This is a genomic window from Neorhizobium sp. DAR64872/K0K18, assembly GCF_050500175.1.
GTDB classification, from domain to species: domain Bacteria; phylum Pseudomonadota; class Alphaproteobacteria; order Rhizobiales; family Rhizobiaceae; genus Neorhizobium; species Neorhizobium soli.
In genome coordinates, this window is record NZ_CP191446.1 from 1,096,598 (window position 1) to 1,109,220 (window position 12,623).

At 61.6% G+C, this 12,623-nt stretch carries 13 protein-coding genes; 5 read left to right on the forward strand and 8 right to left on the reverse strand.

What is annotated here, in order from left to right:
• Window positions 1-64: 64 nt before the first annotated feature.
• The gene (locus tag ACQY1P_RS10710; RefSeq protein WP_430256375.1) at window positions 65-2,107 is read right to left on the reverse strand and encodes a prolyl oligopeptidase family serine peptidase; all 2,043 of its coding nucleotides are present in this window, start codon (window positions 2,105-2,107) and stop codon (window positions 65-67) included.
• A gap of 70 nt (window positions 2,108-2,177) precedes the next feature.
• The gene (locus ACQY1P_RS10715) at window positions 2,178-4,061 is read right to left on the reverse strand and encodes an ABC-F family ATP-binding cassette domain-containing protein (RefSeq protein WP_325261188.1); all 1,884 of its coding nucleotides are present in this window, start codon (window positions 4,059-4,061) and stop codon (window positions 2,178-2,180) included.
• 242 nt (window positions 4,062-4,303) lie between these two features.
• Between ACQY1P_RS10715 and ACQY1P_RS10720 the strand changes: the two genes are divergently transcribed.
• A complete protein-coding gene (locus ACQY1P_RS10720; protein ID WP_430256376.1) occupies window positions 4,304-5,146 on the forward strand; it encodes a trypsin-like serine peptidase in 843 nt (280 codons plus the stop codon).
• A 78-nt stretch (window positions 5,147-5,224) separates the two neighbouring features.
• Here ACQY1P_RS10720 and ACQY1P_RS10725 read toward each other — a convergent pair whose 3' ends face one another.
• The gene (locus ACQY1P_RS10725) at window positions 5,225-5,938 is read right to left on the reverse strand and encodes a Crp/Fnr family transcriptional regulator (RefSeq protein ID WP_113111084.1); all 714 of its coding nucleotides are present in this window, start codon (window positions 5,936-5,938) and stop codon (window positions 5,225-5,227) included.
• Between the two features lie 206 nt (window positions 5,939-6,144).
• On the opposite strand from ACQY1P_RS10725, the gene ACQY1P_RS10730 reads away from it, so the two are divergent.
• Window positions 6,145-6,867 (forward strand): hypothetical protein, encoded by a 723-nt coding sequence (locus ACQY1P_RS10730; RefSeq protein ID WP_113111083.1) that lies wholly within the window; start codon window positions 6,145-6,147, stop codon window positions 6,865-6,867.
• A gap of 90 nt (window positions 6,868-6,957) precedes the next feature.
• Here the strand turns inward: ACQY1P_RS10730 and ACQY1P_RS10735 are convergent, their stop codons facing one another.
• Both ACQY1P_RS10735 and ACQY1P_RS10740 read right to left on the reverse strand, forming a co-directional pair.
• Entirely contained in the window at window positions 6,958-8,007 is a 1,050-nt protein-coding gene (locus tag ACQY1P_RS10735; protein WP_430256377.1) for a GGDEF domain-containing protein, read from the reverse strand.
• A 174-nt stretch (window positions 8,008-8,181) separates the two neighbouring features.
• Entirely contained in the window at window positions 8,182-8,697 is a 516-nt protein-coding gene (locus tag ACQY1P_RS10740; RefSeq protein WP_430256378.1) for a DinB family protein, read from the reverse strand.
• A 152-nt stretch (window positions 8,698-8,849) separates the two neighbouring features.
• On the opposite strand from ACQY1P_RS10740, the gene ACQY1P_RS10745 reads away from it, so the two are divergent.
• Together ACQY1P_RS10745 and ndk are read left to right on the forward strand one after the other, a co-directional pair.
• A complete protein-coding gene (locus tag ACQY1P_RS10745) occupies window positions 8,850-9,539 on the forward strand; it encodes a glutathione S-transferase family protein (RefSeq protein WP_062454742.1) in 690 nt (229 codons plus the stop codon).
• A gap of 81 nt (window positions 9,540-9,620) precedes the next feature.
• The gene (gene ndk / locus ACQY1P_RS10750) at window positions 9,621-10,043 is read left to right on the forward strand and encodes a nucleoside-diphosphate kinase (protein ID WP_062453319.1); all 423 of its coding nucleotides are present in this window, start codon (window positions 9,621-9,623) and stop codon (window positions 10,041-10,043) included.
• Window positions 10,044-10,117: 74 nt separating this feature from the next.
• On the opposite strand, the gene ACQY1P_RS10755 is transcribed toward ndk, so the two are convergent.
• Entirely contained in the window at window positions 10,118-10,636 is a 519-nt protein-coding gene (locus tag ACQY1P_RS10755) for a hypothetical protein (protein ID WP_430256379.1), read from the reverse strand.
• The gene (locus ACQY1P_RS10760) at window positions 10,633-11,196 is read right to left on the reverse strand and encodes a CGNR zinc finger domain-containing protein (RefSeq protein WP_062453317.1); all 564 of its coding nucleotides are present in this window, start codon (window positions 11,194-11,196) and stop codon (window positions 10,633-10,635) included. Before ACQY1P_RS10760 ends, ACQY1P_RS10755 begins: the two co-directional genes overlap by 4 nt.
• A 67-nt stretch (window positions 11,197-11,263) precedes the next feature.
• On the opposite strand from ACQY1P_RS10760, the gene ACQY1P_RS10765 reads away from it, so the two are divergent.
• Window positions 11,264-12,160, forward strand: coding sequence for an ABC transporter permease subunit (locus ACQY1P_RS10765; RefSeq protein ID WP_430256380.1), 897 nt, complete (start codon window positions 11,264-11,266; stop codon window positions 12,158-12,160).
• A gap of 3 nt (window positions 12,161-12,163) precedes the next feature.
• On the opposite strand, the gene ACQY1P_RS10770 is transcribed toward ACQY1P_RS10765, so the two are convergent.
• Entirely contained in the window at window positions 12,164-12,622 is a 459-nt protein-coding gene (locus ACQY1P_RS10770) for a molybdenum cofactor biosynthesis protein MoaE (RefSeq protein ID WP_209900505.1), read from the reverse strand.
• Window position 12,623: the final 1 nt, after the last annotated feature.

Consider the following 12,623-nt stretch of genomic DNA (forward strand, 5'->3'; position numbering starts at 1 on the left):
GCCTCACGGGGTTGCGAACGAACGATAGTGTATCCGCGGATTTGGCACAACCGATGGCTACCGCTCACGCTTTCATGATCGTTTCGCGCAGGAAACTGTAGCCCATCGCCAATCGCGCGGCCTGTTCAAGCGTATCGCCGGCGCCGCCGTGACCGCCGGAGCCGTATTCGTGAAACAGAGGCCTATGCCCGGCATCGATCAGCCGCTTGGCGAAACGGCGGGCATGCGATGGATGCACGCGGTCGTCGTTGGTCGAGCTTTCGATGTAGATCGGCGGATAGGTCACCTCAGCCGCGGGGTCGATATTGTGGAGCGGCGAATAGGTCAGCATCGCGGCAAGCTCTTCCGCGACGTCAGGGTTGCCGTATTCGTCCATCCAGGCCTTGCCGGCTGGGAAGACGTGGAAACGCGACATGTCGATGACGGGGACCGAGGTCCAGATCGCGCCGAAGTCTTCCGGGTAACGGGTTGCCATGACCGCGGTCAGAAGACCGCCATTGCTGCCGCCATGGCAGGCGATGCGCGACGGTTTTGTGATGCCACGTGCGACAAGATCGCGGGAGACTGCGACGAAATCCTCGAACGCCTTGTGACGGCCCTTGCCCTTGGCGACCGTGTGCCAGTCCGGACCGAACTCCGCGCCGCCGCGGATATAGGCCTGCACATAGGCGCCGCCTTGCTCGAGCCAGACGCCGGTATTGCCGGAGTAGTAGGGAGCAAGCGGCCAGCCGAAGCCGCCATAGCCATACATCAGGACCGGCAATTCGCCCCGGTCCCACGTTTTCGGATAGACGATGTGATAGGGAATTTTCGTCCCGTCTTCGGACGTGGCCTGCAGAAGCTCGGACTGCATTCCCTGCGCATCGAAATAGGCGGGTGAGACGCCGGTTGGAACCAGTTCGGGTGCATGCGAGCGATCCGTCAGGTCGAGACGCCATGTCCCGTAAGGCTGCAGGAAGCCCTGGCCGATGACGGTCAGGATTTCCTCGCCGCGCGTGAGGTCGGCATCGAGCGTGCGGAATCCGACGGTCTGCAGAGTGGACGGCAGCTGCAGTTCCTGCGGCTGCGCATCCGGTTTCGTGAGGTCAATCAGGAATAACCGCGGCACCATCACGTCGCTGACGATGATCGCGCCCCAGGTCTTGAACAGCGAGAACTGGGTGACGGTCTGGCCGTGTTCTGGAGCGAAGACGACACGGGCCGCGCCCAGAGGTTCATCCGAAAACGTGATGAATTCCTGCAGGATCAGGCTGCCGGTCGGATAGCGCTCGTCACTCTTGGCGCGCCAGAGCAGATGGCGATGGTTGGCGGTGACATCGATCCTGTCGGGCAGATCGAGACGCCGGAGCGCACCTTGTCTATCGCGGACATGGACGCTCATCCGGTCGATCTCGTGGATGACGGTAAAGAACTCGATCGGCTTCTCGTCCGGTCCGCCGTTCCAGAACAGTGGATCGATGATCCCGCCGGTCGCCTGAACGTCGTCCGGGCCTGCCTCGAACAGGATCGGTGCATCTTTCGGATCCATGCCGCGCTTCAGCCGGCGGCCGACGCGGGGCCAGCCAGAGCGGGTGGCGGAGAATTCGTCGATCGACCCGAAATAGGCAATCTCGTCCGGGCCGATCCAGCTTGCATGGGCTCGCGCCACCGGCGTGTCGAAACCGCCCTCGACGACCGCCTTCGCCTCCGTGTCGAACTCCAGCAATCGCATCTGGTCGGATCCGCCGTCGGACAGGATGACGAGAACGCGGGTCGGCTCGTAAGGGGAGGTGACGGCGCCACTATAGATCCAGCGCTTGCCTTCAGTAACGCAAAAGGCGTCGAAATCGAAAATGGTTTCCCAGGCCGCGTCGTGGCGCGGCTCGTCTGCTGCCGGTAGTCGGCGCCAGAGACCGAGGGGATTGTCCTTGGTGCGATGAAAGTCGAACTGCCAGCGTCCGCGCCGCGCCGGCACGATCAGCCGGTCCTCGCGCTCAAACATCGCCTTCAGCGTGTCGCGGTCCGCTTCGAATTGGGGTGTTTCGAGCGCCTCGGCCGAGATTGCGTTCTGCTCGGCGATAAACGCGAGCGTGCGGGCGTCGTCGTCGGTTTCGAGATAAAGATCCATCGAAGGCCTCCTGTGTCTGCAGCCACTTAGCTAGGCATGCAGCGGGGTAGGGGCAACCGGATTACGAAACTCAGCCGGCCATCGCCTCTTCGTATTCGGAAGACAGCATCAGCCATTGCTCTTCGGCGGCCGAGAGCTTGGCCGCGGCCTCGCCCCGTTCCTTGGCCTTGCTTGCAGCCTTTGCCGGCGTCTTTTCATAGAGCGCCGGGTCTGCAAGCTCTTTATCAAGCGCCTGAATCAGCTTCTCAAGCTTGGCCGTCAAGGCCTCGGCATCGTTGATCTTTTTGCGCAAGGGGGCGAGCGAGGCACGCCTTTCCGCGCTCGCCTTGCGCTGTTCGACCTTCGATGCCGCATCGTCAATCAGCTGCGGTTTTTCTTCTTTTTTTTTACCGGAACTGACAATCAGGTCGCGGTATTCTTCGAGATCTCCCTCGAAGGTTTGCACCGTGCCGTTGTTGACGAGCCAGAGACGGTCGACCGTCGCCTCGATCAGATGCCGGTCATGGGAGATCAGGATGACGGCACCCTGATAGTCGTTGAGCGCCTCGATCAGGGCCCTTCGGCTGTCAATGTCCAGATGGTTGGTCGGCTCGTCGAGGATGAGAAGGTTCGGCGCGTGGAAGGCGGCGAGACCCATCAGCAGGCGAGCCTTTTCGCCGCCCGACAGATCCTTGGCAGGCGTCGACATCTTTTCCGTCGCAAGCCCCATCTGGGCGACGCGGGCGCGTACCTTGCCTTCCGGGACTGATGGCATCAGGCGGCGCACGTGCTCCACGGGAGAATCACCCGGGACGAGGTCGTCGAGCTGGTGCTGTGCGAAGAAGCCGATCTTCAGGCTTGGCGCGAGCTTCAGTTCGCCGCTTTCGGCGGCAAGCCGGCCGGCGATGAACTTGGCGAAGGTCGACTTGCCGTTGCCGTTCGAGCCGAGGAGGGCGATGCGGTCGTCATGGTCGATCCGGAGCGTGATGTTCTTGAGGATCGGCTTGCCCGGCTCGTACCCGACGGCACCGTTCTGCACCGAGATGATCGGCGAGGCGGGTTGCTTTTCGGGCTCGGGGAAGGTGATCGGCTGGACATGATCCTCGATAACAGAGGCGACCGTTCCCATCCGCTCCAGCGCCTTGACGCGGCTCTGCGCCTGCTTGGCCTTGGAGGCCTTGGCCTTGAAGCGGTCGATGAAGGTCTGCAAATGCTTGCGGGCCGCATCGTTCTTCACCTTGGCCTTGGTCTGCAGCTCGTCGTTTTCCGCCTTCTGGCGTTCGAACTGGTCATAGCCGCCGCGATAGAAGGTGAGCTTCTTCTGGTCGAGATGGACAATCGACGTGACCGCATTGTTGAGCATGTCGCGGTCATGGCTGATGACGATCACCGTGTGCGGATAGCGGCGCACGTAATCTTCCAGCCAGAGCGTGCCTTCAAGATCGAGATAGTTGGTCGGCTCGTCGAGCAAAAGCAGGTCCGGCTCGGCAAACAGAACCGAAGCAAGCGCCACACGCATGCGCCAGCCGCCGGAAAATGACGAGGCAGGCCGAAGCTGGGCTTCCTGCGAAAAGCCGAGGCCCGCGAGAATGCTGGCGGCGCGCGCTTCCGCCGAATGGGCGTCGATGTCGACGAGGCGCATCTGGATGTCGGCAATTCTGTCCGGATCGGTGGCCGTTTCCGACTCGGCCATCAGCGCTGCCCGTTCCTTGTCGGCGGCGAGCACGATTTCCAGCAGCGAATCCTCGGTGCCGGGCGCTTCCTGAGCCACCTGTCCGAGCTTGGCGCTCTTCGGATAGGAGACCGAGCCGGTCTCCGAGCTGAGCTCGCCGGTAATCAGCTTGAACAGCGTCGATTTGCCCGCACCGTTGCGGCCCACAAGCCCGGCTTTGGTGCCGGCGGGCAGCGTCACGCTGGCATGGTCGAGGAGAAGGCGCCCGGCAATACGGGCGGAAAGGTCGGTAATGGTAATCATGGCCGCGGTTTTGGCCGAAACCGGGCGTGAAGGCAAGACGGCGGCCGTCGCGATTTGCGGGCATTGTGCGCTGCGAAGGGACAATCTCTCAAGGATCTCCCCCTGTTCCTCCGGGAACAGCCCTCCAGACCTCGCCCATCTAGGTTCGTCCCTGGCCACTCGGCCGAAGCATCCCTGACGGATGTTCGAACAAGGAGGGTTGAGAGATGAAGTTTTGAAAAGCGTCATGCCTGACACTTTTGGTGTCGGTTTCCTTTGCACCGACAGGCGCATTCGCCGATGACCGGTTCACCTGCTGGGCGCCGACCGCGGCGCAGGCGGCCTTTACCGCAGACTACTGGACGGACGAGCGCCGTCGCAATGCAATCCCCGCTCCCGGCCTACTGCCGGAGAGCGGCATGCCAGGTGGCGACGTACATTCCCTCGAAGGGACCGAGGTCAAGCTGGCACCGATCAAAGAGGCTCCGTTCAAGTTCGGTGGCAAGCTGTTCTTTAGCCTGGGCGGAATCGATCAAGCGGCCAGCGCCCAGTTCGTCTCCGACGACAGGATCATTATCGGGGCGGCACACGCCATGTGGCTGAATGGAGACCAGGCCAGCAACGTGGTGTTCTATCCGGGTTATGACGGAGCGCCGGGCGAGGCTTATCCTATCGAAATGGCGTCCGTCCTGACGGCGTGGACGAAGATACCGCAAGTCCCGGGCCTTGCCGCGGCCGCAGTCGATTACGCGGTCATGCGCAGTACCAAGGCATCGACGTCTGGAAAATTCCAGCTGCGTCTCGCTAAGGTGCCTGAGGAAACCGAACTCACCCTGATGGGATATCCCGGACGGCTGGATGGTGGCGAGTACATGTTCATGGAGGACCCGTCGATCAGCGTCAGCGATGCGACGGCTTACGAGGCAAAGCCGCATCCGATGTACGGCGGCGGTGCCAGTGGCGGAGCGTGGTTCCTGCCGGCTGAGAATAAGGCATTCGAAATCTTCAGCGTCGTGTCGAATGGCAGCCCTAGTAACGTCAAGGGGCCGCATTTCACGCATGAGACCGAGGAAATGATCGAGTACGTCAAGGGTGGCTGCAAGTAGCGATCGCAAAAGGGCAGGCGACCTGCGCGACGGAACTCAAAATCCGTCGCGCTAGGCGTCGCGGCTTGGACCACCCTGTCAATTGTCGGTCGCCCCCTCGCGCGACATGATCTTCAGCGATCGGTAGTCGAGGATGATCAGGCGGCCGCGCCGCATGCCGAGCACGCCGTCGCCCTTCCAAGCCTGAAGCTGCGCGTTCACTCGTGGGCGGCTGGCATTGATCAGTTGCCCCATTCTCTCCTGCGATATCGCTCTGTCGATCAGCAGCCCCTCCGGTGTGCTGCGGCCGTGCAGGCGGGCGAGATCGACGAGAAGACGCGCAAGCCTGGTCTGCAGCGTATGCAGTGCCATGCCTTCGGCAAAGGCCATCGTCTTTCTGAGCTTGCGTGCGAATGTCTTCATCAGAAAAGCCGACATCTGGGGCATGCGGGTGATCTCACTGAATGCGCTGCGACGGACCACCATCACGCGGGTCTCACCGGCCGCGACCGCGTTCGCGAAGTGGGTGCAGCCGAGGGTGAGTTCGACATCTCCCAGAACGTCGCCGGCGCCGAGCTCGGCGAAGATCACCTCATGCCCATCCTCCGAGATGAAATAGAGGTGCACGCAACCGGACACGATGATCGACAGCGCGTCGCAGGCCTGACCGCTGAAAAACAGCGTCTGGCCGTCCCTATAGAGCCGGCTCGCCGACCCCGACACGAGACGCGAGTACGTGTCGTCGTCGAGATCGTCGAACCACGCGGAATGTCGGATATCGTTGTTGATCTTGGAGATAAGGTTCGATGTCATAAACCCACTCGGACGCTGAGGTGTCGCTTGCCGTCTGAGCCGTGATACGAATAAATGCAATCAAAAGTTGTTACATGCGTGACATTCTCCAGCGATAAATCATTCTAGGTTGTGCTCACGGCAGGAGTTGCCGTTGGTAGCCGAACGGACCGCTCGGTCCTGCCCGCATGTCGCGGCGGCAAGAATGTGAAAGAGGAGAGGTCAGCATGCGTGTTATGATGGGAAGGGAAGCGATCGAGATCTTCGAGAAACAGGATCTGGGAACGCCCTATACGCTTACGGTCATGAACGAGAACCCGAAGTTCCAGAGTTATGCGTTGTTCCAGACGATACCGGACGTGGTCGGCGCGTCGCAGAGCCCGTTGTCTCTGGCATGGATGATCGGCAACGCGGCCTCGGGCAGCCCGGAAAACCCGAGCACGTCGGTATTCAGCTGGACGATCGACTACTCGATCAGCGCCGGTTACATCCAGGAACTGGGTTCGACACTCAACCCGCGGGCATTTGCTACCGCCAGCAAATGTGACGTGGTTCTCGATGGCCTGAACAACGTCGCCGTAACCTATCAGGGCGCGTTCCCGAACGGTGCTCCGGCGTTCCCGACAAATCCGACCAGCGGCCCCGCAGGTGTGTTTCTCGTGCGGGCGAACAACCTGATCCCGTCGGTTCTGCAGCAGGCCAGTGTCCGGATGTCGCTGAACGTGGGTCTTGCGATGGGCGGCAAACCGGCCGTCGCGGTGCAGCTCGAGCCAAACCTCGACTACACGTTCACACCGAAGCCGAGCTATTTCATCATCGCCGGCTCGTTCATCGAGGGGCAGGTGATCGATACGGCCATCTCGTCCGCAGCGTTTCCGGTCCAGTTCGCGCAGGGCGTGACGAGAAAGACAATCCGCTTCACGCAGGAAAACCAGTTCGTTCCCGCCTGACGCCGACGCGATCGACTTTTTGCTGAAATGCAGGACGCGGCGCCCGGATGGCCGCCGCGTCACTGTCGTATGGGGGATCGGTCGATGCGTTCAGGAAACGCGACGGCTTGGATCGCCGAAGATCGCCACGGTGTCGGTTCCGGCGCCTGAACCCTGGGCACGTAGACTTTCGAGTGCCGTTGCCGCATGCAGCTTGATCTGCTGCGGCGAGAATGCCTCGGTCGAGAGCGCCACGCCGATCGACAGCCGCATGTGGGGGTAATGCCCTTCACCGGAACCTGCAAACACGAGGCTGTCGGCGATTGAAGCCACGAGCCGATCGGCGATCGCTTTTGCACCGCTCCGATCGACATCCTCGAACAGAAACGCAAAGCTGTCGGTCGCGGTCCGGGCCAGAAAGTCGTTCTTCTTGATCGCCTTGCGGAAAATCGCGGCGGCGCGCTTGACGATCCGGCCGGCAGTCACCTGGCCATAGGTCTGCGCCATCTCGCCGAGATCGACGAGGCGGACGACAAACAGCGCGGCCGGGCGGTGCTCGGCGGAAGGCGCGTAGAGGAGGTCCAGCTTTTCCGCCAGCGCCACATGGTTGGGAAGCCCGGTCAGCCGGTCGGACAGAGAATTGGTTCGGGCCGCTTCCGCCAGATTGCTCGACATCAGCAGCCGGTCGGCGGCAAGCTCCAGAGATTTGGTGAGACCGATCTCGGCGGAAAGCGTTTCGCTGAGGTTCGCCTGAAGATGATCGAGCTCGGCCTGGATGTCGGCGAGACCGCTGGCACTTCCGCTCCGAAGGCTTTCGGCCGCCGTTTCCAGCGCACGTACGAAATTCTGCTTCTTCAGCGTGGCCTGGGCAATCGTGCCGACGAGATCGAGAACGCGTCTCGTTTCCTCGTCCCGGTTGGCGATCGATAGAACGACGAAGCCGGGAAGCTGGTAGCGCAGGCCGATCTCGTCGATCTGGGCCTGGGTAGCGCCGGCCGGAAGGGTGGCGACGTCGCGGGTAAGCGCCGGATCGGACCCCGACAGCGCTTCGTGGAACAGCGTGTAGTTGCGTGGAAGACCGGCAACGTCCTGCTTTGCCATCTGCTGCGCCACGACAGCCAGGCTCCTGTCACGCGATACCCGTGCATTGTCCGCCGACATGATCCACCTATTCCTCAGGGTCTCGTTACTGTCTCGTTTCAGGAAAACAGTACGCGAGACCGAGGGTTAAGAACGCCTGAAACGTTGGCTTTTGTCAGGCGTTTGAAGACGTCTCGTTGCGAATACGGTTAAGGCTGAGTTCACAACCCCTGTTTGTCCTAAAGCCCTAATACGTCAAACCTGCATCCACTGTTTTCCATGCCCGCGTAGGAAGGCGATCATATCGAGCACTACAGAGGGCTTGCCGAGCGAGGTGAGGATGGCGTGCACCTGTCCCCGGTGGTGGGTCTGGTGGTTGAAGAGATGGGCGAGAACAGGCGCCACTGGTTCGGTGACCTCCGTCGGAACGGTCACGGGCGTATAGGTGATCGTGGCACTGAGTGCGCCGTCGCTCAGCGACGTGAGATAGTCGGTGATACGCACATCTTCTGCGTCACGCGCCGTGCGCAGGTCAGAGAAATCCTCGAACAGAACGGCCCCCAGATCCGTCGGCGCCGTGCCGTCTCCGGTCAGGCGGCGCATCCAGATGCGGTCGGCAACGAGAATGTGGTTGAGCGTGCGGTGGATTGATCCGAAGAAGGCGCCGCGATCTTCGCGGTATTCGGCGTCCGTCAGCGCCGCACAGGCATCGTAGACCTGTGAGTTTGCCCAGAAATTGTAAGCGGCAAGCATCTGGAAATGGCGCAGCATTCAAAGCGTCTCCGGTTGTTCACGTGTAATCATACCGGATTTGTCGGCCAACCCGAGGGGCAGGGGTTGATACCACCCATGAAATTTCCTGACTGGATTTGTGGGGCTTCCCATCCCATCATGTGCGGTGAGTGACAGATCAGGAGCCCATGATGACACGCATTCTCTATTCCCTCTGCGGCGCTGACGCGCACCGGCCATTTTCGCCGCATGCTTGGAAAGTGGTGATGGCGCTCAAGCACAAGGGGCTCGAATACACGGAGCAGCCGACACCGTTTACGCAGATCCCCAACCTGGAGAACGGGTTTTCCAAGACCGTGCCAATCCTGCGGGACGGAAACGAATTGATCCGTGACAGTTTCGACATCGCAGTCTATCTGGACGAGCGCTATCCCGACCGTCCGACCCTGTTCGGCGGGGAAGGCGGCAAGGCGCTCTCCCGGTTTGTCGAGGGTTTTTCGCAGACGGTGGTACACGGCGCAATCGCGAGGATCGCAATCAAGAGCGTACACGATACGCTGGGGCCGGCCGACCAGGCCTATTTCCGCAGCAGCCGCGAGGCCATATTCGGCCGGTCGCTGGAAGAGGTCGCCGCCGACCGGCAGAGGGAAATCGACACCTTCGCCGAGAAACTGAAGCCGGTTACGCACACGCTGAAATTCCAGCCTTTCCTTGGCGGCGAGGCGCCGCTCTTTGCAGACTACATTCTGTTCGGCGCGCTGCAGTGGCTGCGGGTGACGGATGGTGCCGACGTGCTGGGCAAGGACGGCCTGCTGGCTTCGTGGTTCGAGCGTCTGCTCGACCTTCATGACAGCGCAGGACGCGTTGTGACGGCTGCGTGAAATTAGGCCCATCCCCCTTGTTTCCGGCGAAAGGGGCGGTTAAACACCGCCCACTTTCCGTGGAAACAAAGGATGAGACCAATGGCGATTGAACGCACGTTTTCGATGATCAAGCCGGACGCAACGAAGCGCAACCTGACCGGTGCCATCACCAAGGTATTTGAAGACAACGGCCTGCGCATCATCGCATCCAAGCGCGTCTGGATGAGCAAGCGCGAAGCTGAAGGCTTCTACGCGGTTCACAAGGAACGTCCTTTCTTCGGCGAACTCGTCGACGGCATGACGTCTGGTCCGACCATCGTTCAGGTTCTCGAAGGCGAAGGCGCCATCCTGAAGAACCGCGAAATCATGGGCGCGACCAACCCGGCCAACGCCGACGAAGGCACGATCCGCAAGCAGTTCGCCCTGTCGATCGGCGAAAATTCGGTTCACGGCTCCGATGCCCCTGAAACCGCCGCCCAGGAAATCGCCTACTGGTTCGCCGAAACCGAAATCGTCGGCTGATTGCTGCACGGATCGGTTCGATCTTCAAAAGGCCGGGGCATTCGCTCCGGCCTTTTTTGCTGTCTGCAGCAAAGTCATGGTGTCACCGGGCAGCCGGTTCGCCCGGAGAAGTCGGTCGAGCCATCGGCCTTGAACATGTCGGGGTTGGGTGTGTAGGCCGGGCCGACGACCAGCGGTGCCGCCGGTATCACAGACTGATCGACATCCGACGTCACGGTGGTTTCGATCACCTGCAGCACCTCGCCGGACGCGCCTGTCAGCGTGATGGCCACGCGGTAGGGCCTGTCCTTCCGGACGCACTGGACGAACGGGCTGGCAAGCGTGAGCCCATCGTCGACATCGAGAACTTTCTCTTCGGTGAAAAGCGCCGGTCCGCCCTGCGGATCTTCGAATTCCGCTCTGGCGCGGCTTTCCTTAGGGATGGCAGCGACCCTTCGCAGCGTAACGAGGTAGTTAGCGGTGGCCACCCGGTAGTTGAAGACGAAAATCCGGCCGGACAGTTCGAAATACACGCCTTCCGACGGTCGCTGGCAGCCAGTCACAATCAGGCCCATCACGCAGAGCCCGGCTGATATCGCTGCCCTCCACCTCATGTTGCGTCTCCAGCCGAAGGTCCGCCATCGCGGCTGCGGCGATAGTGGCGGTTCGCCTTTACGCGGTTGCCGCAGACGGTCATGTCGCACCAGCTTCTGCTGCGGTTGCGGCTTCGGTCGATAAACAGCCAGCCGCAATTGCCGCAGGTCTTCAGGCGGGAAATCTGATCGTCGCCGAGAAGCCGCAAGGCCGAGCGGGCGGTGGCGGCCTCAAGTGAGCCGGTGCCGGTTCCGCGCAACGCCACAGCCGTCGCGCCAAGCAGATCGGCCAGTTTGTGCGGGTCATCCTCGCCATCCGCTCGAGCACGGAAATACCGGTCGATCGCTTCCCGAAGCACGAGGAAATCGGCGCGTCTTTCCGCGGCGACTGGCGTCACTTCTCCAAACAACGCCCGCTCCGCCGAGAATTCTCCGGCCGCCTCGGGAAAGGCATCCATCTGCTGCGGAGAGGCGAAGCGATCAATGCGGCGTGACGGATCGATGCGCAGTATGACGCTGTTGGCGACATCGAGCGCCAAGGCGCCACCGACGAAACGATGCGGGGTCCAGGTGAAATCCATCCCAGAATTATAACTGGTGTAACGCGGTTTACCAGTTATATTCGTGTCATCCTTTTGGGGTTTGCCGATGGCCTATCTGCTCCAGCAATTGGCGAATGCTGTGCCGCTGTCGGTACTCTACGCAACGCTTGCCTTCGGCTACGTGATCGGCTTTGCGCTGACGAAGCGCGCAGACATCGCCTATGGCGCCATCTTTGCTTTTTCCGGCCATCTCTACGTGTTGTTCGCGCAGCTCGGCTGGGACGAGTTCTGGCTTGTCCTACCGGCGGCACTGGCGATGGGGGCGGGCGCGGCGATCGTCGGCGGCGTCGCGACCGGGATCGTGGTCGGCGGGCTGACCCTGCGGTTGATCGAAAGGCATGCGCGCAACGCGCCGATCGTCGCCGCGCTGGGCGTGCTGCTGGTGCTGATAGAGGGCGCTCGGCTTGCCTCCGGCTCCCGGGAGATCTGGCTGTCGCCGTTTCTGAACCGTGCCGTTCCGCTCTGGGCGGGTCACAGTTTCGCAATAACCCTGACGCTGATCCAGTTGCTTAATACCGGCCTGATGCTGGCAATGATCGCGGCCGGCTGGCTGGTAATTGATCATACAAGCCTCGGGCGCATCTGGCGGGCGGTGGCCGACGACAAGATTGTGGCCCAACTCTGCGGCATCAGTTCCCGTCTGGTATTCGTCCTCGCCTACGCGGCAGCATCTCTGTACGCCTCCGTCGCAGGCGTGTTGGCGACCTCGTATTACGGAACGATGGACTTCGGCGCCGGGTTGCTGATCAGCATCAAGATCGTCCTGATTGCTGCAGCCGGAGGCCATTCGCATCCGCTGCGGTCGGCAGCCGGTGCCGCCGCTGTCGGTTTCGCCGAAACACTGTGGAGCGGTTACGGTCCGATCCTGTGGCGGGACTTCGCCATCGGCCTTGTGCTGGTTGCGGTTCTCGTCATGAGCCGGCGGGAAAGGGTGGTTCTGTAAACCTCAGCGCCAACGGTCGCGTGCGGTATCGTCGGCGTCTTTGGCATCGACCCAGGACCGGGGCGAACCGTCGGCCGCATGTTCCTTTTTCCAGAACGGCGCCGATGTCTTCAGAAAATCCATCACGAAATTGGCGCCGTCGAAGGCTGCCTGGCGATGCGAGGCGACGGCAATGACCAGGACGATGTTGGCCCCGGGGGCAATCTTGCCGTAGCGGTGGATGGCGGTCAGTCCGAGAAGCGAAAAGCGGTCGATGGCAAGAAGGGCGATGCGGTTCATCTCGGCTTCCGCCATGCCCGGATAATGCTCGAGCTCCAGCGCCGAGAGCGCTCCCTGCTCGTCACGGCAGAGACCGCAGAAGCTGACCACCGCGCCGATATCCATGCGGCCCGCCGTCAGGAGATCGATCTCCGATTGCAGATCGAAATCGTCAGCCTGTACGCGGATCGTGGGCATAGTCATC